Source organism: Pseudomonas chlororaphis subsp. aurantiaca, from assembly GCF_013466605.1.
GTDB classification, from domain to species: domain Bacteria; phylum Pseudomonadota; class Gammaproteobacteria; order Pseudomonadales; family Pseudomonadaceae; genus Aquipseudomonas; species Aquipseudomonas chlororaphis_I.
In genome coordinates this window covers 5,416,941-5,442,782 of sequence record NZ_CP059162.1, presented here as the reverse complement: position 1 = coordinate 5,442,782, position 25,842 = coordinate 5,416,941, and the positions used below count along the sequence as shown (strand labels likewise).

At 61.4% G+C, this 25,842-nt stretch carries 24 protein-coding genes; 8 read left to right on the top strand and 16 right to left on the bottom strand.

Annotated features, from left to right (window positions below):
* Position 1 precedes the first annotated feature (1 nt).
* The 10 genes from aauR to H0I86_RS24735 all read right to left on the bottom strand — a co-directional run bounded on the left by aauR (position 2) and on the right by H0I86_RS24735 (position 12,180).
* Positions 2–1,279, bottom strand: a complete 1,278-nt coding sequence (gene aauR / locus H0I86_RS24780) for a two-component response regulator AauR (protein WP_231999343.1) — start codon at positions 1,277–1,279, stop codon at positions 2–4.
* Positions 1,280–1,323: 44 nt separating this feature from the next.
* Positions 1,324–3,225, bottom strand: coding sequence for a two-component sensor histidine kinase AauS (gene aauS / locus H0I86_RS24775; protein WP_180922526.1), 1,902 nt, complete (start codon positions 3,223–3,225; stop codon positions 1,324–1,326).
* A 145-nt stretch (positions 3,226–3,370) separates the two neighbouring features.
* On the bottom strand, positions 3,371–4,105 hold the full coding sequence (locus tag H0I86_RS24770) for an amino acid ABC transporter ATP-binding protein (protein ID WP_009050568.1): 735 nt from the start codon (positions 4,103–4,105) through the stop codon (positions 3,371–3,373).
* Complete coding sequence (locus H0I86_RS24765; RefSeq protein WP_087090128.1) at positions 4,102–4,773, bottom strand: amino acid ABC transporter permease; 672 nt, start codon at positions 4,771–4,773, stop codon at positions 4,102–4,104. The genes H0I86_RS24770 and H0I86_RS24765 overlap by 4 nt, the downstream gene beginning before the upstream one ends.
* Positions 4,773–5,519, bottom strand: a complete 747-nt coding sequence (locus tag H0I86_RS24760; RefSeq protein WP_180922525.1) for an amino acid ABC transporter permease — start codon at positions 5,517–5,519, stop codon at positions 4,773–4,775. Before H0I86_RS24760 ends, H0I86_RS24765 begins: the two co-directional genes overlap by 1 nt.
* A gap of 188 nt (positions 5,520–5,707) precedes the next feature.
* Complete coding sequence (locus H0I86_RS24755; protein ID WP_180922524.1) at positions 5,708–6,622, bottom strand: glutamate/aspartate ABC transporter substrate-binding protein; 915 nt, start codon at positions 6,620–6,622, stop codon at positions 5,708–5,710.
* Between the two features lie 438 nt (positions 6,623–7,060).
* Complete coding sequence (gene glpD / locus H0I86_RS24750; protein WP_180922523.1) at positions 7,061–8,599, bottom strand: glycerol-3-phosphate dehydrogenase; 1,539 nt, start codon at positions 8,597–8,599, stop codon at positions 7,061–7,063.
* Between the two features lie 294 nt (positions 8,600–8,893).
* Entirely contained in the window at positions 8,894–9,649 is a 756-nt protein-coding gene (locus H0I86_RS24745; RefSeq protein WP_007922413.1) for a DeoR/GlpR family transcriptional regulator, read from the bottom strand.
* 95 nt (positions 9,650–9,744) lie between these two features.
* Positions 9,745–11,250, bottom strand: coding sequence for a glycerol kinase GlpK (glpK, locus tag H0I86_RS24740; RefSeq protein WP_180922522.1), 1,506 nt, complete (start codon positions 11,248–11,250; stop codon positions 9,745–9,747).
* A 78-nt stretch (positions 11,251–11,328) separates the two neighbouring features.
* Positions 11,329–12,180 (bottom strand): MIP/aquaporin family protein, encoded by an 852-nt coding sequence (locus H0I86_RS24735; RefSeq protein ID WP_180922521.1) that lies wholly within the window; start codon positions 12,178–12,180, stop codon positions 11,329–11,331.
* Positions 12,181–12,562: 382 nt separating this feature from the next.
* Between H0I86_RS24735 and ybaK the strand changes: the two genes are divergently transcribed.
* Together ybaK and H0I86_RS24725 are read left to right on the top strand one after the other, a co-directional pair.
* On the top strand, positions 12,563–13,033 hold the full coding sequence (gene ybaK, locus H0I86_RS24730; protein WP_180922520.1) for a Cys-tRNA(Pro) deacylase: 471 nt from the start codon (positions 12,563–12,565) through the stop codon (positions 13,031–13,033).
* A gap of 115 nt (positions 13,034–13,148) precedes the next feature.
* Positions 13,149–13,931 (top strand): PhzF family phenazine biosynthesis protein, encoded by a 783-nt coding sequence (locus H0I86_RS24725; protein WP_180922519.1) that lies wholly within the window; start codon positions 13,149–13,151, stop codon positions 13,929–13,931.
* Between the two features lie 43 nt (positions 13,932–13,974).
* On the opposite strand, the gene H0I86_RS24720 is transcribed toward H0I86_RS24725, so the two are convergent.
* On the bottom strand, positions 13,975–15,084 hold the full coding sequence (locus tag H0I86_RS24720; RefSeq protein WP_009050559.1) for an ABC transporter ATP-binding protein: 1,110 nt from the start codon (positions 15,082–15,084) through the stop codon (positions 13,975–13,977).
* On the bottom strand, positions 15,081–16,001 hold the full coding sequence (argF, locus tag H0I86_RS24715) for an ornithine carbamoyltransferase (protein WP_180922518.1): 921 nt from the start codon (positions 15,999–16,001) through the stop codon (positions 15,081–15,083). Before argF ends, H0I86_RS24720 begins: the two co-directional genes overlap by 4 nt.
* Positions 16,002–16,487: 486 nt before the next feature.
* Between argF and plzR the strand changes: the two genes are divergently transcribed.
* From plzR to grxD, 3 genes are all read left to right on the top strand, one after another.
* Complete coding sequence (gene plzR / locus H0I86_RS24710) at positions 16,488–16,781, top strand: PlzR type 4 pili assembly inhibitor (protein ID WP_180925907.1); 294 nt, start codon at positions 16,488–16,490, stop codon at positions 16,779–16,781.
* A 126-nt stretch (positions 16,782–16,907) separates the two neighbouring features.
* Positions 16,908–19,016 carry a molybdopterin oxidoreductase family protein gene (locus tag H0I86_RS24705; RefSeq protein WP_180922517.1) on the top strand — a complete coding sequence of 703 codons (2,109 nt, stop codon included), beginning with the start codon at positions 16,908–16,910 and terminating at the stop codon, positions 19,014–19,016.
* Between the two features lie 96 nt (positions 19,017–19,112).
* A complete protein-coding gene (gene grxD, locus H0I86_RS24700) occupies positions 19,113–19,451 on the top strand; it encodes a Grx4 family monothiol glutaredoxin (RefSeq protein WP_007922425.1) in 339 nt (112 codons plus the stop codon).
* Positions 19,452–19,572: 121 nt separating this feature from the next.
* Here grxD and bfr read toward each other — a convergent pair whose 3' ends face one another.
* Positions 19,573–20,046 (bottom strand): bacterioferritin, encoded by a 474-nt coding sequence (bfr, locus tag H0I86_RS24695; RefSeq protein WP_007922427.1) that lies wholly within the window; start codon positions 20,044–20,046, stop codon positions 19,573–19,575.
* Between the two features lie 201 nt (positions 20,047–20,247).
* On the bottom strand, positions 20,248–20,466 hold the full coding sequence (locus H0I86_RS24690) for a bacterioferritin-associated ferredoxin (RefSeq protein WP_016703434.1): 219 nt from the start codon (positions 20,464–20,466) through the stop codon (positions 20,248–20,250).
* A 324-nt stretch (positions 20,467–20,790) separates the two neighbouring features.
* On the opposite strand from H0I86_RS24690, the gene H0I86_RS24685 reads away from it, so the two are divergent.
* On the top strand, positions 20,791–21,393 hold the full coding sequence (locus H0I86_RS24685; protein ID WP_007922432.1) for a peroxiredoxin: 603 nt from the start codon (positions 20,791–20,793) through the stop codon (positions 21,391–21,393).
* Positions 21,394–21,465: 72 nt separating this feature from the next.
* Here H0I86_RS24685 and rnt read toward each other — a convergent pair whose 3' ends face one another.
* Together rnt and pyrC are read right to left on the bottom strand one after the other, a co-directional pair.
* A complete protein-coding gene (gene rnt, locus H0I86_RS24680) occupies positions 21,466–22,140 on the bottom strand; it encodes a ribonuclease T (protein ID WP_009050553.1) in 675 nt (224 codons plus the stop codon).
* Entirely contained in the window at positions 22,137–23,183 is a 1,047-nt protein-coding gene (gene pyrC / locus H0I86_RS24675) for a dihydroorotase (protein WP_180922516.1), read from the bottom strand. Before pyrC ends, rnt begins: the two co-directional genes overlap by 4 nt.
* A gap of 156 nt (positions 23,184–23,339) precedes the next feature.
* Between pyrC and H0I86_RS24670 the strand changes: the two genes are divergently transcribed.
* Both H0I86_RS24670 and H0I86_RS24665 read left to right on the top strand, forming a co-directional pair.
* Positions 23,340–24,248 (top strand): flagellar protein MotY, encoded by a 909-nt coding sequence (locus H0I86_RS24670; protein ID WP_180922515.1) that lies wholly within the window; start codon positions 23,340–23,342, stop codon positions 24,246–24,248.
* 126 nt (positions 24,249–24,374) lie between these two features.
* Positions 24,375–25,592 carry an argininosuccinate synthase gene (locus H0I86_RS24665; RefSeq protein ID WP_009050550.1) on the top strand — a complete coding sequence of 406 codons (1,218 nt, stop codon included), beginning with the start codon at positions 24,375–24,377 and terminating at the stop codon, positions 25,590–25,592.
* Positions 25,593–25,842 lie beyond the last annotated feature (250 nt).

The window sequence follows — 25,842 nt, the reverse complement described above, 5'->3', positions numbered from 1 at the left end:
GTTAGTGGCTCAGGCCGTATTTCTTGACCTTGTCGAACAGCGTGGTCTTGGCCATGCCCAGTTCCTGGCTGGCCTGGGTCAGGTTGCCGCCGCTGCGTTGCAGGGCGTCGTTGAGCAGGTTGCGCTCGAAGGCCTCGACCGCCTCGGCAAAGCCCAGGCCCTGGGCGGCGTTGCCGCTGGACTTCTTGAATGCCGGCAGGCCCAGGGCAAAACGCTCGGCGACGTTGCGCAGCTCGCGCACGTTGCCCGGCCAATCATGGCTCATCAGGTTCGACAGGGTCTGGTTGTCCAGCTCCGGCGCGGCGCGGTCGAAACGCAGGGACGACTGCTGCAGGAAGTGCTCGAACAGCTGCAGGATGTCCTCGCGCCGTTCGCGCAGCGGCGGCAGCTCCAGGGTCACCACGTTCAGGCGGTAATACAGGTCGCTGCGGAACTGGTTGGCGCGCCCCAGCTCGTCGAGGTCGGACTTGGTCGCCGCGATCACCCGGCAATCCACCGCCACGCTCTGGTTCGAACCCAGGCGCTCCAGGGTGCGCTCCTGCAACACCCGCAGCAGTTTGATCTGCAGGTTCATCGGCATGCTTTCCACTTCATCGAGGAACAGCGTGCCTTCGTGGGCGTGCTCGATCTTGCCGATGCGCCGCTTGCCGGCGCCGGTGAAGGCGTTGGCTTCGTGACCGAAGATCTCGCTTTCGAACAGGTTTTCCGGCAGGCCACCGCAGTTGAGGGCGACGAACTGGTGGGTGTGGCGGCGGCTGAAGTCGTGCAGGCAACGGGCGACCAGTTCCTTGCCGGTGCCGGTCTCGCCTTCGATCAACACGTTGGCCGAGGTGTCGGCGACGTTGGCGATCAGTTCCCGCAGGTGCTGCATGGCCGGCGAGCGGCCGATGATCCGTCCTTCGAGGGAGTCGCGCTCGGCCAGCTGGCGGCGCAGCGACGACACTTCCCGGGCCAGCCCGCGCTGCTCCAGGGCGCGCCGGGCGACCTCCACCAGGCGCTCGGGGGAGAAGGGCTTTTCCATGAAGTCATAGGCGCCTTTCTGCATCGCGCCGACGGCCATGGAGATATCGCCGTGACCGGTGATCAGCACCACCGGCAGGCTGCGGTCGCGGGCCTTGAGGCGGGTCAGCAGCTCCAGGCCGTCGATGCCCGGCAGGCGGATATCGCTGATGACGATCCCGGCGAAGTTGTCGCCGACCCGCTCCAGGGCTTCTTCGGCGCTGCCGACGCCGACGCAGGGAATGTCTTCCAGGGCCAGGGCCTGCTGGCAGCCGAGCAGGACATGGGGATCGTCTTCGACGATCAGGACGGTAAGGTCATTGTTCATAGCGGCTCGGCTTGTGTAGGGCTGACCAGGGGCAGGCTGAGGACGAAGGCGGTGCCGCCGTCGGCCGGGTGCTCGACGCCCAGGTTGCCACCCGTGGCGGCGGCCAGGCTGGCGGACAGGGTCAGGCCGAGGCCCAGGCCCTGTTCGCCGGGTTTGGTGGTGAAAAACGGTTCGAACAGATGCTTGCGCGCTTCGGCGTCGATGCCGTGGCCGTTATCGCGGACCCGCAGGCGGTATTTGCCTTCGACGCTTTCGCCTTCCAGCCACAGCTCCGGCCGCGGCTGGGCCTGCATGGCGTCCAGGGCGTTGCCGATCAGGTTGACCAGGATCTGCTCCAGGCGGGTCTGGTCGATCTTTACCTGGACCTCGCTGAAGTCGCGGTGCAATTGCAGTGGCAGGTTTTCCAGGCGTGCGTTGAGCAACTGCAGGGCGGCGTCCACGGCCTTGCCGAGGCTGGCTTCGCCCTGGTCCTCGCCGCGGCGGGCGAAGGAACGCAGGCTGGCGGTGATGCGGCCCATGCGGTCGATCAGTTCGTTGATGGTCTTGAGGTTGGTGCTAGCGGTGTCCAGGGCGCCGCGCTCGAGGAAACGCACGGTGTTGCCGGACAGGGTACGCAGGGCGGCCAGCGGCTGGTTCAGCTCATGGGCGATGCTGGTGGACATCTGGCCGATGGCGGCGAGCTTGCCGGCCTGGACCAGTTCGTCCTGGGCGCGGCGCAGGGTTTCCTCGGCCTGGCGGCGTTCGCGGATCTGGCCCTTGAGTCGTTCGTTGCTGGCGCGCAGGTCGCTGGTGCGTTCGGCGATCCGCCGCTCCAGCTGGTTGTTGGCTTCCTGCAGGGCTTCACGGGCGGCGAGGCGGGTGGCGATGACCTTGCGCCGCTCGTTCCAGGCAATCAGCAGGAAGGCCACCAGGGCGAAGGCCACGGCCACCAGGATGCCCTGGTTGATGGCTTCGCGGCGCAGGTCCTTGAGCGGGGTCAGCAGGGTGAAGTTCCAGGGCGTATCGCTCAGGGGCCGGGTCTGGGACAGGTAGCTGATTTCCTTGTCGTCGGACACCAGCTCGGTGTTGGCCGGGAAGGTCAGCTTCTCCACGCCTTCGGCCAGGCGTTCGCGGGCCAGCGGCTCCAGTTCGTTGAGGGTGAACCAGTAATACTGCAGGCTGCGCGCCAGGCGCTCCTTGGTGTCGTCGCTCAGCGGACGTACCGACCGGAGGCGCCGGGCCGGATCGCTGGAGAGGATGATGATGCCGTTCTCGTCGCTGACGAAGCCTTCCAGGCGGGCGCGTTGCCAGCGTTCTTCGAGGGCTTCCAGGCGCACCTTGACCACCGCCACCCCGATGATCTTGCCCTGTTCTTCCAGGCCGTGGGCCAGGTAGTAGCCGGGTTCGCCGTTGGTGCTGCCGATGCCGTAGAAGCGCCCGGGCTGGCCGCGCACGGCATTCTGGAAATAGGCCCGGAACGACAGGTCTTCGCCCAGGTAGCTGTCGACGTCGCGCCAGTTGCTGGTGGCCAGCACGCGGCCGGTGGTGTCCATCACGTAAATGGCCCGACTGCGGCTGCGCCGGTTCAGGCCTTCGAGGTAATTGTTGACGGTTTGCCGGTGCTCCGGCGTCGGCTCGTTGAGCAACAGCGAAACGCTGGATTCGAGTTCCAGCAGGCTGGGCAGGTAGGTGTATTTGCTGATCTCGCTTTCGACCGCGCGGGCGTGCAGTTCCAGCTGGCGTTCGCCGTTCTCGCTGAGGCTGCGGATGCCGTAGTGCTCGCTGACCCAGAAGCCGGCGTAGCCCAGGCCGATCATCAGCAGGATGACCAGGGGCGGCAGGAACAGGTGGCGGATCAGACGGGGTTTCACGGCGAGTGATGGCGGTGCGGCGCGATAGAGAGTGGGGTCGCATTTCATCACAGATGCCTTGGGTCAACCACTACACGATTCCTGTAGCCGCTGCCGCAGGCTGCAATCGGCTCCGAAGGAGACGTGCTCTTCGGATCCGAAGAAGGTCCTGCGGACCTTGTCGCAGCCTGCGGTAGCGGCTACAGGCTGTGCTTTAGTGCTGCAGGATTTTCTCGAGGAAATGCTGCGCACGCTCGGAGCGGGCGTTGATGTCGCCGAAGAATTCCTCTTTCGGGCAGTCTTCGATGATTTTGCCTGCGTCCATGAAGATCACCCGGTCCGCGACCTTGCGGGCGAAGCCCATTTCGTGGGTCACGCACATCATGGTCATGCCTTCGTGAGCCAGTTGCACCATCACGTCCAGCACTTCGTTGACCATTTCCGGGTCGAGGGCGGAGGTCGGTTCGTCGAACAGCATGACGATCGGGTCCATCGCCAGCGCGCGGGCAATCGCCACACGCTGCTGCTGGCCACCGGACAACTGGCCCGGGTGCTTGTGGGCGTGGGCGGCCAGGCCGACCCGATCGAGCAGTTGCAGGCCTTTCTTGGTGGCTTCTTCCTTGCTGCGGCCCAGCACCTTGATCTGCGCGATGGTCAGGTTTTCGGTGATGGTCAGGTGCGGGAACAGCTCGAAGTGCTGGAACACCATGCCCACGCGGGAACGCAGCTTCGGCAGGTTGGTCTTCGGGTCGGCGATGGAAGTGCCGTCGACCACGATGTCACCTTTCTGGAACGGCTCCAGGGCGTTGACGCATTTGATCAGGGTGGACTTGCCGGAACCGGACGGTCCGCACACCACGATCACTTCGCCTTTCTTGACCTCGGTGCTGCAATCGGTCAGCACCTGGAAGTCCCCATACCACTTGTTGATGTTCTTGATAGAGATCATACGGCAAACCTTTTTTGCAGACGCTTGACCAGCAGCGAGGCGGCAAAGCTGATTGTGAAATACACCAGACCGGCAACGATCAGGAACTCATTGGAGCGGCCGATGATGTCGCCGCTGGAGCGCGAAGCATTGAGGAAGTCCACCAGGCCCACGGTGTACACCAGCGAGGTGTCCTGGAACAGGATGATGCTCTGCTGCAGCAGCAGCGGGGTCATCTTGCGGAACGCCTGGGGCAGGATGATCAGGCGCATCATCTGGCCATAGCTCATGCCCAGTGCCTGGGCAGCGCCCATCTGGCCCTTGGGAATCGACTGCACGCCGGCGCGGACGATTTCACAGAAGTACGCCGCTTCGAACATCATGAAGGCCACGATGCACGAGCCGAACGCGCCGATCGGGGTGTCTTCGCCGGTGATCCAGCGCAGCACGAAGGGCACCGCCAGGTAGAACCAGGTGATCACCAGCAGCAGCGGGATGGAGCGGAAATAGTTGACGTAGACGCCGGCGATGTTCGACAGCAGTTTGCTGTGGGACAGACGCATCAACGCCAGGATGGTGCCGAGGATGATTCCGCCGACGACGCCCAGGGCCATCAGCTTGAGGGTCATCAGCATGCCGTTCCACAGGCCGGGAATGGCCGGGACGACGCCAGTGAAGTCGAATTCCATTATTTGCCCCCCACGGAGATCAGGCCGGGCACTGCAACTTTCTTCTCGACCATGCGCATCAGCAGCATCAGGCTCATGTTCAGGGTGAAGTAGATCAGCGTGGCCAGGGTGAAGGCTTCAAACAGGTTGGCCGAGAACTCGGCGGTCTGCTTGGTCTGCGCCAGCAACTCCATCAGGCCGATCAGCGAGGCCACGGAGGAGTTCTTGAAGACGTTGAGGAATTCCGAGGTAAGCGGCGGAATGATGATCCGGTAGGCCTGGGGCAGCAACACGTTCCAGTAGATCTGCGGCAGCTTGAAGCCCATGGCGCGGGCCGCGGATTCCTGGCCGCGTGGCAGTGCCTGGATGCCGGTGCGCACCTGTTCGCAGACACGGGCGGCGGTGAACAGGCCCAGGCACACGACGACGCTCAGGTAGGCCGAGGTGGTCGGGTTGAGGTCCTGCTTGTACCACTCCTGCAGGTTTGGCGGCAACAGGTCCGGCACCAGGAAGTACCAGATGAACAGCTGAACCAGCAGCGGTACGTTACGGAAGATCTCCACGTAGACGGTGGCGATGCCCGACACCAGGCGATTCGGCACGGTCCGCATGACGCCCAGGATCGAGCCCAGCAGCAGCGCGACGATCCAGGCCACCACGGCGATGGCGATGGTCCAGCCCAGGCCAGCGATGTACCAGTCGAGATAGGTCTCGCTGCCCACGCCGGTGGACTTGAAGAACACGCCCCAGTCCCAGTTGTAATTCATTAGGGTCTCCCCTCTGATCGATCGATGTACAAGCACCCGCTTGGGGAAATCCGTTCCCGCCTGGATGACGCCCAGGCACACGCGATCGGCTCGACAACCACCGGTTCGAGTGTTTCCAAAAAAGCCAGCAGGTAGTGACAGGCTCCTGAAAGGGCCACGCCCTTTCAGGAGACAAGGTTAGTCAGGAATCAGGACTTTTTATCGTCAGCCGCTTTGTCGGTCGGGTTGGCGATCAGGGCCTTGAGCTCGTCGCTCATCGGGAACATCAGGTTCAGGCCTTTTGGTGGAATCGGCGACTGGAACCATCTGTCGTAGATCTTGTTGATCTCGCCCGACTTGAAGGTGGCGATGATGGCGTCGTCCACGGCTTTCTTGAACGGTGCGTCGCCCTTGCGGACCATGCAGCCGTAGATTTCGTAGGATTGCGCGGTGCCGGTCACGGCCCACTCGGCCGGTTTGCGGGCCTTGGCCATTTCACCGGCCAGCAGTGCGTCGTCCATCATGAAGGCCACGGCACGGCCGCCTTCGAGCATGTTGAAGGACTCGCCGTGGTCCTTGGCCGAGATCACGTTCATGCCCATCTGCTTGTCGGCGTTCATTGCCTTGAGGATGCGCTCGGACGTGGTGCCGGCGGTGGTCACGACGTTCTTGCCTTTGAGGTCCGGGAAGTCCTTGTAAGGCGAATCCTTCTTGGACAGCAGGCGGGTGCCGATTTCGAAGATGCCAACGGAGAAGTCGACCTGCTGCTGACGCTCGACGTTGTTGGTGGTGGAACCGCACTCGATGTCCACGGTGCCGTTCTGCACCAGAGGGATACGGGTCTGCGAGGTAACCAGGTTGTATTTGACCTTGAGATCCGGCATGTCGAGGTCTTTCTTCAGGGCTTCGACGATTTTCAGCTGGATGTCGTGGGAGTAGCCGACTGGAACGCCGGATGCATCCGCGATGTAGGAGAACGGAATGGAAGCGTCGCGATGTCCGAGGGTGATGGTGCCGGAGTCTTTGATTTTCTTCAGCGTGCCGGTGAGTTCGGCGGCGACCACTGGAGTGCTAATCAGAGCAGCAGCAATGGCTGCGCCCAACAGATGGGGAACGATGCGCATCAATATTTCCTCGACATTTGTTTTTTTTATGAAGCCAGTTCGACGGCTCTCTTATACAGCGAATGCCTTGACGGCTCCTGATGTGTGTTGGCGCATCAGGCATTCGTCGGAGAGTGTAGAGCATGAGTCGTGCCAGGCCAGCTGATCCGTATCAAGGCCTTGATTTGAAAGGCTATTAAATATTTATGGCGGATATTGTCGGTGGTCTTTATCCGGTTATCCGAATCGACCCGAAAGTTGCGTTCGGAAAACCGAATGCCCAGCAGGGCCGGGCTCATTCCCCTGTAGATGCGGGGCTTACCCGCGATCCGGGCGCTGCGGTGTACCTGTTGGACCGCGTCATCGTTCATCGCGGGCAAGCCTCGCCGCTACAGAATCTGCGGCCATGAAAAAGCCCCCGGGCCGTATGGCGCGGGGGCTTCTTTATAGGAGGGGCGATCAGGCGGCTTCGATCTTTGCCCGGTTCTGTTCGACCTTCTGCAGGTAGTGCTGCAGTTTTTCCTGCTCTGCCGGGGTCGTGAACAGGCCCAGCTTGCTGCGGCGCCAGAGGATGTCCTGGGCATTGACCGCCCATTCTTCGCTGCACAGGTAATCGACTTCACGGGTGTACAAGCCGCCACCCAGGTGCTCGCCCAGGTCGTTCAGGCTGTGCACGCCTTCCAGCAGGCGCCAGGTGCGGCTGCCGTAGCTGGTGGCCCAGCGGCGGGCGATTTCGCTGGGCACCCAGTCGAACTTCTGGCGAATCGCCTCGGCCAGCGCCTGCGGCGTGGTCATGTCTTCGCCGCCGGGCAGGGTCGAGTGGGCGGTCCAGCTCGGCTTGATGTGCTTGAAGAACGGCGTCAGCTGGGCCATGGCCGATTCGGCCAGCTTGCGGTAGGTGGTCAGCTTGCCGCCGAACACCGACAGCAGTGGCGCTTCGTCGGCATTGCCGGACAGCGCCAGGGTGTAGTCGCGGGTCACGGCCGACGGGTTGTCGGACTCGTCGTTGCACAGCGGGCGCACGCCGGAGTAGGTGTGCACGATGTCCTGGCGGCTCAGCTGCTTCTTGAAGTGGGCATTGACCACTTTCAAGATGTAGTCGGTTTCGCCCTCGGTAATCGCCACCTTCGCCGGATCGCCGGTGTACTCGCGGTCGGTGGTGCCGATCAGGGTGAAGTGGTTCAGGTACGGAATGGTGAAGACGATGCGCTGGTCTTCGTTCTGCAGGATGTGCGCATGTTCGCCTTCGTACAGCTTCGGCACGATCAGGTGGCTGCCCTGGATCAGGCGGATGCCGTAAGGCGAATCCAGCTTCAGGTCGTCCTTGATGAACTTGGCGACCCATGGGCCGGCAGCGTTCACCAGGGCCTTGGCTTGAATCGAGAACAGGCTGCCGTCGGCGCGCTCCAAGTGCAGGTGCCACATACCCTTGCTACGGCGGGCGCTGATGCAACGGGTCTGGGTGTGCACATGGGCGCCTTTTTCGCGGGCGGCCATGGCGTTCAATACCACTAGGCGAGCGTCGTCGACCCAGCAGTCGGAGTATTCGAAGCCTTTGGTGATCTCGGCTTTCAACGGGCTGTCTGGACCGAACTTCAGGCTCTTGGAACCGGCGAGTTTTTCCCGCTTACCCAGGTGGTCATAAAGGAACAGGCCGGCACGGATCATCCAGGCTGGACGCAGGTGCGGGCGGTGCGGCAGGACGAAACGCATCGGCTTGACGATATGCGGGGCCTTGGCCAGCAGCACTTCGCGTTCGGCCAGGGCTTCGCGCACCAGGCGGAATTCGTAATGTTCGAGGTAGCGCAGGCCACCGTGGATCAGCTTGCTGCTGGCCGAGGAGGTATGGCTGGCCAGGTCGTCTTTTTCGCAAAGGAACACGGACAGGCCACGCCCGGCGGCATCGGCGGCGATGCCGACGCCATTGATCCCACCGCCGATCACGGCAATGTCATAAATCTCGGCGAGAGGGGGCGCGAGCAAGGTGGAAGTGGGCATCGGCTGGCCTCGTGTTCTTCTGATATTTGAAATCGAACATAAATATTCATTTACGAAAATACTAGCGCAGAAACACGTCGACAGCCAGTGGACTTCGATTGAAAAAACTCATCGAAAGGCGGGCAAAGGAAAATTTACGAACATTGTCGGACGAAAGGCGTCCGCGGCTTGCGGAGGGGGGAGCTGTAGCCGCTGCCGAAGGCTGCGATCGCGACCGAAGGGCGCGCAGGATCTGAAGATCGCTGAAGGCCTCGGCCTTATCACAGCCTGCGGCAGCGGCTACATGGGGAGGGGTCAGACGACTTCCAGGCGAATCTTGTGCTGCTGCAGCAACTGGGTCAGCGCCGGAACCGGCTGCTGGTCGGTGACCAGGCAATCGATCAGGCTGATGGGGCCGAGGCGGATCATGGCATTGCGCCCGAACTTGCTGGAGTCGGCGGCCAGGATCACTTGGCGGGCATTGGCGATGATCGCCTGGGATACCCGTACTTCCTGGTAGTCGAAGTCCAGCAGGCTGCCGTCTTCGTCGATACCGCTGATGCCGACCAGGGCGAAATCGACCTTGAACTGGTTGATGAAATCGACGCTGGCCTGGCCGACCACGCCGCCATCGCGACGCACATTGCCACCGGTCAGCAGCACGTCGAAATCGTCCTTGGCGCTGAGCATGGAAGCCACGTGCAGGTTGTTGGTGATGATCTTCAGATGGCTGTGATTGAGCAGCGCCCGGGCAATGGATTCGGTGGTGGTACCGATGTTGATGAACAGCGAGGCGTGATCGGGGATCTGCGCGGCGATGGCTTCGCCGATGCGTTGTTTTTCATCGCGCATCTGGTCGGCGCGCATGGCGTAGGCGGTGTTTTCGACACTGGAATCGTAGGCTGCGCCGCCATGGTAGCGGCGCAACAGGTTCACTTCCGCCAACTGGTTGATATCGCGGCGGATGGTTTGCGGTGTAACGACGAACAGCTGGGCCATTTCCTCGATGCTGACATAGCCGCGTTCGCGGACCAGCTCGAGGATTTGCTGCTGACGGGGAGGCAGATTCATGGGGCTTCCTTTGGGCTGCCGTGCAAAATTTGCCCATGATGCCGCAGGAATCTGCTCCCGACCAGTTACAACCCGATACGAATCCGCGACTTGGCTTATTCAGCGCCTTCGTGCGGTTCCCAGTCGCGGGTGCGGCTGACGGCTTTTTTCCAGCCGGCGTAGAGCTTTTCCTTCTCGGTTTCGGCCAGTTGCGGCTCGAACTCGCGCTCGATCACCGCCTTGCCGCGCAGCTCTTCCAGGCTGCCCCAGAAACCGCAGGCCAGGCCAGCCAGATAGGCCGCGCCCAGGGCCGTGGTTTCGCGCATTTGCGGGCGCTCGACCTGGGTGCCGAGGATGTCGGCCTGGAACTGCATGAGAAAGTTGTTGGCCACCGCGCCACCATCCACGCGCAGGGCCTTGAGGCGTTCGCCGGAGTCCTGCTGCATGGCGTCGAGGACGTCGCGGGTCTGGTAGGCGATCGATTCCAGCGCGGCGCGGATGATGTGGTCCACGCGCACGCCACGGGTCAGGCCGAACAGCGCGCCACGGGCGTAGGGGTCCCAGTATGGAGCGCCCAGGCCGGTGAAGGCCGGGACCAGGTACACGCCGTTGCTGTCCTTGACCTTGCTGGCGAAGTACTCGGTATCATGGGCGTCGTTGATGATCTTCAGCTCGTCGCGCAGCCACTGCACGGTGGAGCCGCCGTTGAACACCGCGCCTTCCAGGGCGTAAGCCACTTCGCCGCGGGGGCCGCAGGCGATGGTGGTGAGCATGCCGTGCTTGGACTTGACCGCCTTGTCGCCGGTGTTCATCAGCAGGAAGCAGCCGGTGCCATAGGTGTTCTTCGCCTGGCCCGGCTCGACGCACATCTGGCCGAACAGCGCGGCCTGCTGGTCGCCGGCGATCCCGCCGATGGCGATACCGCTTTTGGTACGGCCGTAGATTTCCGAGGACGACTTCACTTGCGGCAGCATTTCCCGCGGGATATCCAGCACTTCCAGCATCTTCGCATCCCACTCCAGGGTGTGGATGTTGAAGAGCATGGTGCGCGAGGCGTTGGTGTAGTCGGTGACGTGGGTCTTGCCGCCGGTGAATTTCCAGATCAGCCAGCTGTCGACGGTGCCGAACAGCAGTTCGCCGTTGCGTGCGCGTTCGCGGCTGCCTTCGACGTTGTCGAGGATCCACTTCAGCTTGGTGCCGGAGAAATACGGGTCGGTGACCAGGCCGGTGGTATCGCGGATGTACTCTTCCAGGCCGTCGCGCTTGAGCTGCTGGCAGATCTCGGTGCTGCGGCGGCACTGCCAGACGATGGCGTTGTAGATCGGCCGGCCGGTGGTCTTGTCCCAGACCACGGTGGTTTCACGCTGGTTGGTGATACCGATGGCGGCTACCTGGTCATGGTGCAGGCCGGCTTGCGCCAGGGCCTCGACCATCACTGCGCTCTGGGTGGCGAAGATTTCCATCGGGTCGTGTTCGACCCAGCCGGCTTGCGGGTAATGTTGGGCGAATTCGCGTTGGGCGGTGCACACGACGTTGGCGTCGCGATCGAAAATGATCGCGCGCGAGCTGGTCGTACCCTGATCGAGGGCAATGATGTAGTTCTTATTCTGAATGTCGGTCATGTCGATTGCCTTGGACAAAAATAAGGAAGTGGGCAAGAGGCGCAGGTCGGGGTTGGGCAGGACCTTGCGCCACCGGTTTCAAGAAGTTCTTACTTTGCCGTCAATGGCTTTTTCGGCATCCGTTGGAGCAGGGGCAACGCTGGGCAGATGGCGGGCAATCAGCCCGCGGTAGGCCACGGCACCGAGGCAGGCACCGACAATCGGCGCGAAGATCGGAACCAGGAAGTACGGAATATCGCGGCCGCCGGTGAAGGAAACCTCGCCCCAACCCATGAAGAATGTCATCAGTTTAGGGCCAAAATCCCGCGCCGGGTTCATCGCGAAACCGGTCAGCGGCCCCATGGCGCTGCCGATCACGGCAATCAGCAGGCCGATCAGCAGCGGCGCCATCGGGCCGCGTGGCAAGCCGTTGTTGTCGTCGGTCAGGGACATGATCACGCCCATCAGGATCGCGGTAATCACCACTTCGACCAGGAACGCCTGGGCGGTGGACAGCGCCGGGTGGGGGTAGGTGGAGAATACCGATGCCAGCTCGAGACTGGCCTGGGAGCCGCGGACCATCTGGTGGGCTTGTTCGTAATCGAAGAACAGATTGCTGTACAGCGTGTAGACCAGCAGCGCCGCGCAGAAGGCGCCGGCGATCTGGGAAAAGATGTAGAACGGCAATTTGCGCTTTTCGAAGTCGGCAAAGATGCACAGCGCGATGCTGACCGCGGGGTTGAGGTGCGCGCCGGAGACGCCGGCGGTGAGGTAGATCGCCATGCTCACGCCGATCCCCCAGATGATGCTGATTTCCCATAGGCCGAAGCTGGCGCCCGCGACCTTGAGCGCGGCGACGCAACCGGTGCCGAAGAAGATCAACAAGGCTGTCCCCAGGAATTCGGCCATGCACTGGCCGGAGAGCGACGGTTGTTGTAACGCAGTTGTCATGGAAAACCTCGGTTCTTGTTGTTGTCTGGCGCTGGCGTGAAGGCGCTGAGCGCGATTTTCACCGTCGGCAGGATCCCCATCCTGGGCGCGGCTTACTGCGGGCTACGGCTGTTGGATCTACAACATGATATTCGCAAACGAAAAAATATAGACAAGAAACATTGCTGTCAAAGGTCGAAAGTGAACCATTGGTCATTTTATAACTATCAGTTGTGTGAATGATCTTGCGGGAAGCGCACGGGTTTTGCGCAAAAGGCGCGGCCAGCCTGGTGCCGGCGGCTGCCTGGGCTCGGGTATGGGCCTTGGAATAGAGCCTTTTGCTGGCGGATATCCTAGAATCGCCGGCACTGTTTCTGTTCTTTTCCCTGCCTATGGAGTTGCCATGACCCCTGCACTGGATCTGCTGAAAAAAGTTCGCGCCGAACATCGGGTGCACAGTTATGAACATGACCCTAAGGCGGCCTCCTATGGTCTGGAGGCGGCGGAAAAGCTCGGCCTCGATCCGGCTCAGGTGTTCAAGACGCTGTTGGCCAGCAGTGAAAAGGGCGAATTGCTGGTGGCCGTGGTGCCGGTCGTCGGAAGTCTCGACCTCAAGGCCCTGGCACACGCCGCTGGGGTGAAAAAAGCCGAGATGGCCGACCCGGCTGCCGCGCAGCGCGCCACCGGTTACCTGCTGGGCGGGATCAGCCCGCTGGGCCAGAAGAAACGCCTGCGCACCTTTATCGACAACAGTGCACAACCCTTTGCCAGCATCTTCGTCAGCGCCGGCCGGCGTGGGCTTGAGGTTGAACTCTCGGCTGCCGTGTTGGCCGAGTACACCCAGGCGACATTCGCCGATATCGGTCGCGACTGACCGTCAGTGCGCCGATAAAGCATCGGCGCTGTATGGCGAAAAATAACCTTCTCTGTGGCTGTTGGTGCCTGGATGGTCGGCCCCATGCTTGCGCGGCATGTTCAAGGAGAATGTTATGCAGCTTGAGTTTCATCAGGTCGACGCGTTTAGCGATCGACCGTTCAGCGGCAATCCGGCGATGGTCTATCGACTGGAGGCCTGGCCGGCTGATGAGTTGATGCAGAGCATCGCCGCCGAGCACAACCTGGCGGAGACCGCTTTTGTCGTGCGCGAGCCTCAAGGCTGGCGTATCCGCTGGTTTACTCCGACCACCGAAGTGGCCTTGTGCGGCCATGCCACCCTCGCCAGCGCCCATGTGCTGTTTGAGGTGTATGGCGAGCCGGGGGCGCGTATCGATTTCATCTGCCGATCGGGCTCCTTGAGCGTCAGTCGCGAAGGTGCGCAGCTTTGGCTGGATTTCCCGGTTCGTGTGCCACGCGAAATCGATGGCCATGAACAGGTGGCGCGTGCTTTGGGCTCCAGGGTCGTGGCCTTGCTGGGGGCCAATGAGTTGTTCGTGGTGCTGGAATCCGAGCAGGCAGTGCTCGATTGTCAGCCGGACATGGCGGCGCTGGCCAAGCTGCCATGGCCTGGAGCGATCGTTACCGCGCGGGGCAGTCGGCATGATTTTGTCTCGCGCTATTTCGCGCCGGCCATTGGCATCAATGAAGACCCGGTCACCGGGTCGACCCATTGCGCCCTGATTCCGTACTGGGCCGAACGCCTGGATAAGGTGAGCCTGACGGCTTATCAATGCTCGAAGCGCGGAGGGGCGTTGTTCTGTCGGCTGGAGGGGAGGCGGGTGAAGATTGGCGGCCAGGCGACGCTGGTGGCCAGTGGCAAGCTTGTTCTGGACTGAAGCCGCAGGCGCCGGTTGGCCGGCGCCTGCGCTGCCCGCTTGATCAGTGGGCGCCGCTGTAGCGACGAACGCCCGATTCAGACTGTGGCAGCTGCGCCGCGGTGCTGCCGGAGGCCTGGAACAGCACCAGGTGTTCGGCGGCCACGCGGATTCCCACGTCAGCGCCGACCTGGTGATCGGCGTGGCTTGGGAAGATCGATTCCAACTGGCTGCCGGTCGGCAGTTGCAGGCGGTACAGGGTCGAGGCGCCCTGGAAGCTCTTGCCGACGATCCGCGCCTTGAGGGCGCTGTCCGGTGCATAAACGATATCGTCCGGGCGTAGCAGCACATCCACCGCGCCGCCGGGTGGCCAGGTGTAGGCACGGTTGCCGCGCAGTACGCCGAGTTCGGTCTGCACCGATTCCGGGCTGTCCAGCTGGCCACGGATGAAATAGCCCTGGCCGATAAAACTCGCCACGAACGGCGTCAGCGGTTCGTGATAGAGGTTGTACGGCGTGTCCCATTGCTCCAGGCGGCCTTCCTTGAACACCCCGACGTGATCGCTGACGGCGAAGGCTTCTTCCTGGTCGTGGGTCACCAGGATCGCACTGGTGCCCCGTGCCTTGAGGATGTCACGCACTTCGTGGCTGAGCTTGCGCCGCAGTTCGCCATCGAGGTTGGAGAAGGGTTCGTCGAGCAGCAGCAGCTGCGGTTCCGGCGCCAGTGCCCGGGCCAGTGCGACGCGCTGCTGCTGGCCGCCGGACAGCTCGTGGGGGAAGCGCTTGCCGAGGTTCTTCAGGTTGACCAGTTCCAGCAGTTCCTCTACCACCCGGTTCTTCTGCGGGTGCTTGCGGATGCCGAAGGCAATGTTGTCCGCCACGCTCAGGTGCGGGAACAGGGCGTAGTCCTGGAACACCATGCCGATCCGGCGGCGCTCCGGCGCCAGGGTGAAGCCGGCGCTGGAGATGGTTTCGCCGGCCAGCTGGATTTCACCTTCGTGCACCGGCTCGAAACCGGCAATCGCGCGCAGGGTGGTGGTCTTGCCGCAGCCGGAGGAGCCGAGCAGGCAACCGATATCGCCGGCATTGAGGTGCAGGTTGAGGTTCTGCACGACCCGCTGATCCTGGTAGCCGCAGGCGAGATTGCGCAGGTTAAGCAGTAATGGCTGGCTCATGCGTGGTGGTACGCCGGCTCGACCAGAAACTCGAGCAGGGCCTTTTGTGCGTGGAGACGGTTTTCTGCCTGGTCCCATGCCACGGAGCGCGGATCGTCCAGCAGGTCGAGGCTGATTTCTTCGCCACGGTGGGCAGGCAGGCAGTGCATGAACAGCACGTCTGCGGCGGCCAGGTCGAGCAACGCGCGATTGACCTGGAACGGCGCGAACAGCTTGAGGCGCTCGGCGGTTTCTTCTTCCTGGCCCATGGAGGTCCAGACGTCGGTGCTCACCAGGTGGGCGCCGATCACCGCGTCTTTCGGATCGCGCACGATGCTCACCCGGTCGCCGGCCCGGGCGATGAATTCAGGGTTGGGGTCGTAGCCTTCGGGGCAGGCGATGCGCAGTTGGAAGTCGAACTGGATCGCCGCTTCTATATAGCTGTTGCACATGTTGTTGCCGTCGCCGATCCAGGCCACGGTCTTGCCCTGGATGGAGCCTCGGTGTTCGAGGAAGGTTTGCATGTCGGCCAGCAGCTGGCACGGGTGCAGGTCGTCGGACAGGCCGTTGATCACCGGTACGCGGGAGTTGGCCGCAAACTCGGTCAGGGTGCGGTGGGCAAAGGTACGGATCATCACCGCGTCGAGCATGCGCGACATGACGATGGCGCAGTCGCTGATCGGCTCGCCGCGACCCAGCTGGGTGTCGCGCGGGGACAGGAAGATCGCCTGGCCGCCGAGCTGGATCATGCCGGCCTCGAAGGACAGGCGGGTGCGGGTAGACGATTTCTCGAAAATCATCCCGAGAACGCGGTTTTTCAGAGGCTCGAAGAGTACGCCGCGATTACGCAGGTCCTTCAGCTCGATGCCTCGACGAATCACGCTGACCAGCTCTTCGGGCGTGCAATCCATCAGGGAGAGAAAGTGCCTTGCGCTCATCATTAACTACCTTTTTGCAACAGACCGCAGATACTCAAAGCCTTGTTTTATCGAGAAACGGGCGAGACCTGCGGCGAAAGCCGCACGGGGCGACGAAATAGGGGAAGGCGCGATCTTATAATTAAATGTCGCGTCTTACCAATAGCAGGCTTGGTTTCTAAGGCTTTCACCACGTGCGGCGAGTGGCCTGGGCCGAAAAAAAGTGGGCCATTCGTGACGTTTTACAGCGTGTTCAGACGTGCCGGTCGGATGTGGAGTCGATCCGCTTTGCGTCGGTCCGCAGCAGCATTTGTACACTGCGCCTCGACCGCTTTGCAACGCGACTCGTGGCGCATGCCGCTATCAGGCATATGGTTGGCGCGGGCTGGGGGGTTCTCTGCTCGGCTCTTGGGTACTTGGCTCGCGGCAGGGATATCGGCCAGAAGTATTTCCTAAGGCAAAGGGCTGGGGTTATAAATGCGCACCGGCAACAGGGAAGTGCTTGGAATGGACTCGAAAGAACAGCAACTGAAGACACTGTTGGGGTTGACGACGCGAACCCTGACCGACCTGACGGCATCGATCACCTCGATGTCCTTCGAGTTGCTGCGCAGTGACGACAGCACGACGCGCAACGCCGCGCGACAGATGATCGATCGCATGATGACCATCAGCAGCAATCTCGATGAGCACTGGCGATTGCTCGCCGAATTCAGCGGGGTGCAGGGCAGCGAAGCGCCGTTGGATGGCATGACGCCGATCGCCCGGCAGGAAAACCTTCCGAGGCTGCCTTCCAACTGAGTCATCGGCTGGCTTGATGCTTGTCGATTCACAAGATGAACGTCCCTGGCGCTGATGCCGGTCTGGCACCATAGTCTTGTTCCCGCGGCCTGAGGCTGGCCGCCCCGAATAAAATAGAGACTGGCCATGACCAAGACTCTCCATCACCGTGCCTGCCATTTGTGTGAAGCCATCTGTGGCTTGACCATCGAAACCACCGAAGTCGACGGCACCGGTCCGCAGATCACCTCGATCAAGGGCGATGCCCAGGACAGCTTCAGCCGCGGCCATATCTGCCCCAAGGCGGTGGCGCTGCAGGACATCCAGAACGACCCGGATCGGCTGCGTCATCCCATGCGCAGGGTCGGCAGCGATTGGCAGGCGATCGAGTGGGACGAGGCCTTCAACCTGGTGGCTGAGCGCCTGGCGGCGATCCAGGGGCGGCATGGCAATAATGCGGTGGCGGTCTATCAGGGCAATCCCAGCGTGCATAACTATGGGTTGATGACCCACAGCAACTATTTCCTCGGCCTGCTGAAAACCCAGAACCGTTTTTCCGCCACCTCGGTGGACCAATTACCGCATCACTTGAGCAGCTACCTGATGTACGGCCACGGGCTGTTGCTGCCGATCCCGGATATCGATAACACCGATTTCATGCTGATCCTGGGTGGCAATCCGCTGGCGTCCAACGGCAGCATCATGACCGTGCCGGATGTGGAGAAGCGCTTGAAGGCGATCCAGGCGCGCGGCGGCAAAGTGGTGGTGGTCGACCCGCGGCGCAGTGAGACGGCGGTCATGGCCGACCAGCATGTGTTTGTCCGTCCCGGCGGTGATGTGGCGCTGCTGTTCGGCATGCTGCAGACGATCTTCGCGGAAGGGCTGACGCGCGATAGTCATCTGCTGGTGGATGGCCTGGCGGAGGTGCGTGAGGCCATTTCCCGTTTCAGTGCTGAAGCCATGAGCCCTTTGTGCTCGGTGCCGGCGCAGCAGATCCGCCAGTTGGCGCGCGACTTCGCCGCAGCGGACAGGGCGGTGTGTTATGGCCGGATGGGCGTGTCCACCCAGTCGTTCGGCACCCTCTGTCATTGGCTGGTGCAACTGCTCAACCTGGTGACCGGCAACCTGGACCGGGTCGGCGGCGCCCTGTGCACCGAGCCGGCGGTGGATCTGGTGGCGGCGACTTCGGGTGGGCACTTCAATGCCTGGCAAAGCCGGGTTTCCGGGCGTCCCGAATATGGCGGCGAGTTGCCGGTCTCGGCCCTGGCCGAAGAGATGCTGACCAAAGGGGAGGGGCAGGTGCGGGCGCTGATCACGGTGGCGGGCAATCCGGTGCTCTCCACCCCCAACGGACGGCAGCTGGAGCAGGCGCTGGATGGCCTGGAGTTCATGGTCAGTATCGATCTGTACATCAACGAAACCACCCGTTATGCGGACCTGATCCTGCCATCGACTTCGGCCTTGGAGAACGATCACTACGACACTACGTTCAATATGTTCGCGGTGCGCAATGTCAGCCGCTTCAACCAGGCGATCCTGCCCAAGCCGGAAGGGGCATTGCATGACTGGGAAATCTTCGTCGGCCTGGCCAGGGCCTTCGCCGCGCGGACCGGCAAGGAGCTCAAGCCGACCGTGCCGCCGGCACAGATGATCGATAGGGGGCTGCGAGCGGGGCGGTATGGCGAGGCATCCGGGTTCAATCTGTCGCTGGCGACGCTGGCCGATCATCCCCACGGGATCGACCTCGGGCCGCTCAAGCCTAATCTGGCGGCGCGCCTGAAAACCGAGAACCGCCGGGTGCAGGCCGCTCCCGTGGCGATCATGGCGGACCTCAAGCGTTTTGCCGCGTTGCAGGCTCCGGCGGCCGATGAGTTGGTGATGATCGGCCGGCGCCATGTACGCAGCAATAATTCGTGGATGCACAACTACCATCGGTTGGTGAAGGGTAAGCCTCGGCACCAGTTGCTGATGAATCCCGATGATCTGGCCCGTCGGGGGCTGGCTGACGGGCAGCGTGTGCGGGTCAGTTCGCGGGTCGGGGCGATCGAGGTGGAAGTCCTGGCCAGCAGCGAGATGATGCCCGGGGTGGTCAGCCTGCCCCATGGCTGGGGGCATGGTCGGCCGGGCGTGCAGATGAGCATCGCCATGGCGCAACCGGGGTCGAGTGCCAATGACCTGACCGACGAGCGTCAGCTGGACGAGCTATCGGGCAATGCCGCGCTCAATGGCGTGCCGGTGACGGTGGAGGCGGCCTGAGGAGTCTGTCGGAGAGGCCGAGCATGGCGCTCGGCTTTCCGTTACAATGCGCCACCGTGTCGACAACAGAGTCGGAAAGTTCAGCCGAGGTGCTCCATGGATATCATCGAAACTATTAAAGAGCAGATTGCCAACAACACCATTCTGCTTTACATGAAAGGCTCGCCGAATGCCCCGCAGTGCGGCTTCTCCGCGAAAGCCGCTCAGGCCGTGATGGGGTGTGGTGAGAAGTTCGCTTACGTGGACATCCTGCAGAACCCGGAAATCCGCGCCAACCTGCCTAAATACGCCAACTGGCCGACTTTCCCGCAACTGTGGGTAGCTGGTGAACTGGTCGGCGGTAGCGACATCATGGCTGAGATGTTCGCCAATGGCGAGTTGCAGACCCTGATCAAGGCCGCCGCTGAAAAAGCTGCTGCCAAGACCGAAGCCTGATTTGCCCCTTGCAGGAGCGACAAGTTCGCTCCTGCAGGTTGTGTGGATTTGTCCACGCAATAAAAAGCCCCGCCCTCGTGAGAGAGGCGGGGCTTTTTTATGGGCTGAACCTTGAGAAGAGTTACTCGTCGCCCATCTGCGATTGCAGGTAGTTTTCCAGGCCGACTTTATCGATCAGGCCCAGTTGGGTTTCCAGCCAGTCGATATGTTCTTCTTCCGATTCCAGGATGTCTTCCAGCAGCTCGCGGCTACCGAAGTCGCCGACCGATTCGCAATGGGCGATGGCGGCTTTCAGGTCGGCGTGGCCGGTGCGCTCGATGCGCAGGTCGCACTCGAGCATTTCCTTGGTGTGTTCGCCGATGTGCAGTTTGCCCAGGTCCTGGACGTTCGGCAGGCCTTCGAGGAAGAGGATGCGCTTGATCAGCTTGTCCGCATGCTTCATCTCATCGATGGACTCGTGGTATTCGTGCTTGCCCAGTTTGTTCAGGCCCCAGTCTTCATACATGCGCGCATGCAGGAAGTACTGATTGATCGCGACCAGTTCATTGGCAAGGATCTTGTTGAGATGCTGGATGACTGTGACGTCGCCTTTCATGATGGGGTCCTGCCCTGTAATTAGCGGTATATAAGGCAGAGTCTGAGCCGCACGATGATTAGTGTCAAACCTAAGTTATTGAATAATATATGAAAATTAATCGGAATAAGAATGTTTGTGTTCCGCGTTTTGACGCTAAGCGATTGAATTACAGGCATAAAAAAGCCGGACATGAAGTCCGGCTCTTTTTTATGGCGTTAATTACGCAACATTAAATTCTACTGGGTAAGGAATCGCTGGCTGGCTGCTTTGCAGTTCGGTCAGGGTTTCACGTACCACCTGCTTGGCGAGGCAGGCGCATTTGCCACATTGACCGGCAACGCCTGTTGCTTGGCGTACTTCACGATAGCTGCAGCAACCGTCGTAGATTGCATCGCGGATTTGTCCGTCGGTGACGCCAGTGCAAAGGCAGACATACATAAGGTGAGAACCGTCGCTGGTTATGGCTCAATGCGACGGATCTTAATGTTAACGAGAATGATTGTCAAAGTGGTTTGCTGGGGCTTTTTGCCAGATGCGTGACTGGCAGACGAACGGTTTTTTCTACCACGGCCGACGCGTTGTCCAGCCGGGCTGTTTTTGCGGACTGAGCACAAGGGATGGAAAAACCACTAAGGACAGCTCAAAAACGCGGTGTATGATGTGCGGTCCTTACGAAGCGGGATCGAGTCACAGGGTTGTCGCTTGGCGGCGGCACACTAGGCTGGATCTCATTCTTCATTCGATCACACCAGGAGATATCCAATGAGCGTACTCGTAGGCAAACAAGCCCCTGACTTCACCGTTCCCGCCGTTCTCGGCAATGGCGAAATCGTCGACAGCTTCACCCTGTCCTCGGCCATCAAAGGCAAATACGGCCTGGTGTTCTTCTACCCGCTGGACTTCACCTTCGTCTGCCCGTCCGAGCTGATCGCCCTGGACCACCGCATGGCTGACTTCAAGGCACGCAACGTTGAAGTGATCGCTGTTTCGATCGACTCGCACTTCACCCACAACGCCTGGCGCAACACCCCGATCAATGCCGGCGGCATCGGTCAGGTTCAGTACATCATGGCTGCCGACATGAAGCACGACATCGCCAAGGCCTACGACGTTGAGTCCGAAGGCGGCGTGGCTTTCCGTGGCGCATTCTTGATCGACGACAAAGGCGTCGTTCGTTCGCAGATCGTCAATGACCTGCCGTTGGGTCGTAACATGGAAGAGCTGATCCGTCTGGTCGACGCTCTGCAGTTCCACGAAGAGCATGGCGAAGTCTGCCCTGCCAACTGGAAGAAGGGCGACAAGGGTATGACTGCTTCGCCAGAAGGCGTTGCCGCTTACCTGAGCGAGAACGCCGGCAAGCTGTAAGCCGCGCTTCACGCATAAAAAAAAACCGGCCTCAGGGCCGGTTTTTTTATGCGCGGTCGATCAGCGACGGTATCAGTCGTTGAAGTCTTCCCAGCCACCCATTTCCTTCCAGCGATTGACGATGCCGCAGAACAGGTCGGCAGTCTTCTCGGTGTCGTAGCGGGCGGAGTGCGCCTCACGGCCATCGAAGTCGATGTCGGCAGCCTGGCACGCCTTGGCCAGCACGGTTTGGCCATAAGCCAGGCCGGCAAGCGTCGCGGTATCGAAGCTGGAGAATGGATGAAACGGATTGCGCTTCATGTCCAGGCGCGCGACAGCCGCGTTGAGGAAGCCCAGGTCGAAGCTGCTGTTGTGCCCGACCAGGATCGCGCGTTTGCAACCGTTGGCCTTCAGCGCCTTGCGCACGCTGCGGAAGATATCGTTCAGCGCGGTTTCTTCACTGACGGCCATGCGCAGCGGATGGTCGAGCTTGATGCCGGTGAACTCCAGCGCCGCAGCTTCGATGTTGGCGCCTTCGAAAGGCTCTACGCGGAAAAACAGGGTGTGCTCGGGGAACACGAAGCCCTTTTCGTCCATGCCGATGATGGTCGCGGCAATTTCCAGCAAGGCGTCGGTGGCCGAGTTGAAACCACCGGTTTCAACGTCGACGACTACCGGCAGGTAACCGCGAAAGCGTGCCGCCATTGGATGACGCGAGCCACCACCGTTGTGACCGTCCTGCTCGTCGTCGAAATGGTCTTCACTCACGCGTGTTCCTCCAGCAGGCGCCAGCGCAGTTTTTCACCGGCGCGCAGCGGGATGACGGTCAGCTCGCCGAAAGGCAGGCTGACAGGGGCGGTCCATTCTTCACGAACCAGGGTGATGCGATCGGTGTTGGCCGGCAGGCCGTAGAAGCGCGGGCCATTGAGACTGGCGAAGGCTTCCAGCTTGTCCAGCGCGTTGCGCTGTTCGAAGGCCTCGGCGTACAGCTCGATCGCGGCATAGGCGGTGTAGCAGCCGGCACAGCCGCAGGCCGCTTCTTTGGCGTGCTGGGCGTGGGGCGCGGAGTCGGTGCCAAGGAAGAACTTCTGGCTGCCACTGACGGCGGCGTCGAGCAGCGCTTCCTGGTGCACGTTGCGCTTGAGAATCGGCAGGCAATAGAAGTGCGGGCGAATCCCGCCGACCAGCATGTGGTTGCGGTTGTACAGCAGGTGATGGGCGGTGATGGTCGCGCCGACGTTGGCCGAGGCCTCGTTGACGAACTGCACGGCGTCACGGGTGGTGATGTGCTCGAACACCACCTTGAGCGTCGGGAAGCGCTCGACGACGCGGCGCATGTGCTCGTCGATGAACAGCTTCTCGCGGTCGAACACGTCGACCTCACTGCGGGTGACTTCACCGTGGATCAGCAGCGGCAGGCCGACTTCGGCCATGGCCTCCAGCGCCGGGAAGATCTTGTCGATGCTGGTGACGCCCGAGTCCGAGTTGGTGGTCGCACCGGCCGGGTAGAGCTTGGCGGCATGGACGAAACCACAGGCCTTGGCCGCGCGAATTTCTTCGGGCTGGGTACGATCGGTAAGGTAGAGCACCATCAGCGGCTCGAAGCGGCTGCCAGCCGGCCGCGCAGCGAGAATGCGCTGGCGATAGGCGTCGGCTTCAGCGGCGTTGCGCACCGGAGGTACCAGGTTAGGCATGATGATGGCGCGGCCAAAGGTGCGCGCGACATCCGCGACAGTATTGGTCAACACGGCACCATCGCGAAGATGAATATGCCAGTCGTCGGGACGCAGCAGGGTCAGGCGGTCGGACATTGGGGATTCCAGGCGGGTCAAACTCCAGTGAATGCTACCGGAAAAGACTCTTCCAGGCACTCGCTATCAAGTTTTGCGTGAAGCTTCCGATATCCCGAAGGTATGCCGTAAACAGGCATTTCGATTTTCGTGATGTACAAGTCAGTGGAGCCTCCCGTGCGCCAGCGTTATCTAGCCTTGCTCAGTGTGTTCGCCAGTCTTCCCGCGATGGCGCTGACTTTCCAGACCCGTCTGGAGAGCATTGAGTGGACGGTCGAAGGCGATAAATTCGAGTGCCGTCTGAGCCAGCCGATTACCGATTTCGGTTCCGGGGAGTTTGTGCGTCGCGCCGGCGAGCAGGCGACCTTCCGCCTCAAGGCCTACAACCCGATGCTCGCTGGCGGTTCGGCCACGCTGCTCGCGGCGGCCGCGCCGTGGCAGCCGGGACGCGGCGACATCAACCTGGGTTCGGTGCGGCTCGGCAGCGGCGATGTGCTGTTCAACAGCTCGCAACTGCAGGCCGGGCGACTGATCGGTGGATTGATGGATGGGCGCAGCCCGGTGGTTCGCCACTACTCCCGCGAGGGCGGGGTGTCCGAGGTGCGCTTGTTGCCGGTCAAGTTCAGCAAGGCGTATGGCGACTATCAACGTTGTGTCGCCAAGTTGCTACCGCAGAACTTCGATCAGGTCAGGCAATCCGAGGTCGGCTTCCCCGGGGGCGGCATCGATCTGGACGCCAAGGCCAAGGCCAAGCTGCAGGTGATGCTGGAGTTCCTCAAGGCTGATCCGACGGTCAATCACATCCAGCTCGACGGCCACTCGGACAACAGCGGCAACCGCTTGACCAACCGTGACCTGTCGCGGCGCCGGGCGCTGGCGGTGATGGAGTTCTTCAAGGCCAACGGCATTCCCGAATCGCAGATCGAGATGCGTTTCCACGGCGAACGCTATCCATTGGCGCCCAACACCAACGCGGTGAACCGGGCGAAGAATCGTCGGGTCAACGTACAGCTGCAACGCGTCCCGGTCGCGGAAAAACCGGCACCCCAGGCTGCTGCTCCCGCCAACGCCGCGGCGACTTCCTGAAACGGCTGTCGTCGCGCACTCGACATAATCTGTCGCTTCGTCGTCATAAGCTGTCGCGCCTCTGTAAATTATCCGCGTTGATCGGTAGACTTGATGGCTTTCCGTAGAACCCCGTGGAGTGATGGCATGGCGGACGTAAACAAGGTCGTTCTGGCGTATTCCGGCGGCCTGGACACTTCGGTGATCCTCAAGTGGCTGCAGGATACTTATAACTGTGAAGTGGTGACGTTCACCGCTGACCTGGGTCAGGGCGAAGAGGTCGAACCTGCACGTGCCAAGGCGCAAGCCATGGGCGTGAAAGAGATCTACATCGACGATCTGCGCGAAGAGTTCGTCCGCGATTTCGTTTTCCCGATGTTCCGCGCCAACACCGTCTACGAAGGTGAGTACCTGCTGGGTACCTCCATCGCTCGTCCGTTGATCGCCAAGCGCCTGATCGAGATCGCCAACGAAACCGGCGCCGACGCCATTTCCCACGGCGCTACCGGCAAGGGCAACGACCAGGTTCGTTTCGAACTGGGCGCCTATGCCTTGAAACCAGGGGTGAAAGTGATCGCTCCTTGGCGCGAGTGGGACCTGCTGTCCCGTGAGAAGCTGATGGACTACGCCGAGAAGCACGCGATCCCGATCGAGCGTCACGGCAAGAAGAAGTCCCCGTACTCGATGGATGCCAACCTGCTGCACATCTCCTATGAAGGCGGCGTGCTGGAAGACACCTGGACCGAGCACGAAGAAGACATGTGGCGCTGGACCGTCTCCCCGGAGAAGGCTCCCAACACCCCGACCTACATCGAGCTGACCTACCGCAACGGCGACATCGTGGCGATCGACGGCGTCGAAATGACCCCGGCCACCGTGCTGGCGACCCTGAACCGCATCGGCGGCGAAAACGGTATCGGTCGTCTGGACATCGTGGAAAACCGCTATGTCGGCATGAAGTCCCGCGGCTGCTACGAAACCCCTGGCGGCACCATCATGCTGCGCGCTCACCGCGCGATCGAATCGATCACCCTGGATCGCGAAGTGGCTCACCTGAAAGACGAGCTGATGCCCAAGTACGCCAGCCTGATCTACACCGGCTACTGGTGGAGTCCTGAGCGTCTGATGCTGCAACAGATGATCGACGCTTCCCAGGTTCATGTGAACGGCGTGGTTCGCCTGAAGCTGTACAAGGGCAATGTGATCGTCACCGGTCGCAAGTCCGATGAGTCGCTGTTCGATGCCAACATCGCGACCTTCGAAGAAGACGGCGGCGCCTACAACCAGGCGGATGCGGCTGGCTTCATCAAGCTCAATGCCCTGCGCATGCGTATTGCGGCCAACAAGGGTCGGACTCTGTTCTGATACTTTTTGAGTCGTTTTAAAAGAGCCCCGCCATGAGCGGGGCTTTTTTATGCCTGATGATTTAATCGATCAGGCGGGTGTCCGAAGACCATAACTAAAGTTTCCACTGGCCATTATTTCAATGGACTCGACTATCTTTCAGTCTGTTCTTTTCAATACGAAGTGTAGGAAAGTCAGGAGTAGTTATATATAGCGGGCGACGTTCAATTTTTCCTTGTAGGGCAAATCCGTATTGTTTGTAAGGAACTTC

Coding starts and splice junctions, on each gene's coding strand:
- H0I86_RS24745 (WP_007922413.1), bottom strand. CDS start 9,649: ATGAATCTGCCTCCCCGTCAGCAGCAAATCCTCGAGCTGGTCCGCGAA.
- glpK (WP_180922522.1), bottom strand. CDS start 11,250: ATGACCGACATTCAGAATAAGAACTACATCATTGCCCTCGATCAGGGT.
- H0I86_RS24755 (WP_180922524.1), bottom strand. CDS start 6,622: ATGCGCATCGTTCCCCATCTGTTGGGCGCAGCCATTGCTGCTGCTCTG.
- plzR (WP_180925907.1), top strand. CDS start 16,488: ATGGACTCGAAAGAACAGCAACTGAAGACACTGTTGGGGTTGACGACG.
- H0I86_RS24685 (WP_007922432.1), top strand. CDS start 20,791: ATGAGCGTACTCGTAGGCAAACAAGCCCCTGACTTCACCGTTCCCGCC.
- H0I86_RS24665 (WP_009050550.1), top strand. CDS start 24,375: ATGGCGGACGTAAACAAGGTCGTTCTGGCGTATTCCGGCGGCCTGGAC.
- H0I86_RS24770 (WP_009050568.1), bottom strand. CDS start 4,105: ATGATCTCTATCAAGAACATCAACAAGTGGTATGGGGACTTCCAGGTG.
- argF (WP_180922518.1), bottom strand. CDS start 16,001: ATGAGCGCAAGGCACTTTCTCTCCCTGATGGATTGCACGCCCGAAGAG.
- H0I86_RS24760 (WP_180922525.1), bottom strand. CDS start 5,519: ATGAATTACAACTGGGACTGGGGCGTGTTCTTCAAGTCCACCGGCGTG.
- H0I86_RS24735 (WP_180922521.1), bottom strand. CDS start 12,180: ATGACAACTGCGTTACAACAACCGTCGCTCTCCGGCCAGTGCATGGCC.
- pyrC (WP_180922516.1), bottom strand. CDS start 23,183: ATGTCCGACCGCCTGACCCTGCTGCGTCCCGACGACTGGCATATTCAT.
- H0I86_RS24720 (WP_009050559.1), bottom strand. CDS start 15,084: ATGAGCCAGCCATTACTGCTTAACCTGCGCAATCTCGCCTGCGGCTAC.
- H0I86_RS24765 (WP_087090128.1), bottom strand. CDS start 4,773: ATGGAATTCGACTTCACTGGCGTCGTCCCGGCCATTCCCGGCCTGTGG.
- bfr (WP_007922427.1), bottom strand. CDS start 20,046: ATGAAAGGCGACGTCACAGTCATCCAGCATCTCAACAAGATCCTTGCC.
- grxD (WP_007922425.1), top strand. CDS start 19,113: ATGGATATCATCGAAACTATTAAAGAGCAGATTGCCAACAACACCATT.
- H0I86_RS24705 (WP_180922517.1), top strand. CDS start 16,908: ATGACCAAGACTCTCCATCACCGTGCCTGCCATTTGTGTGAAGCCATC.
- H0I86_RS24690 (WP_016703434.1), bottom strand. CDS start 20,466: ATGTATGTCTGCCTTTGCACTGGCGTCACCGACGGACAAATCCGCGAT.
- ybaK (WP_180922520.1), top strand. CDS start 12,563: ATGACCCCTGCACTGGATCTGCTGAAAAAAGTTCGCGCCGAACATCGG.
- glpD (WP_180922523.1), bottom strand. CDS start 8,599: ATGCCCACTTCCACCTTGCTCGCGCCCCCTCTCGCCGAGATTTATGAC.
- H0I86_RS24725 (WP_180922519.1), top strand. CDS start 13,149: ATGCAGCTTGAGTTTCATCAGGTCGACGCGTTTAGCGATCGACCGTTC.
- aauS (WP_180922526.1), bottom strand. CDS start 3,225: ATGAAATGCGACCCCACTCTCTATCGCGCCGCACCGCCATCACTCGCC.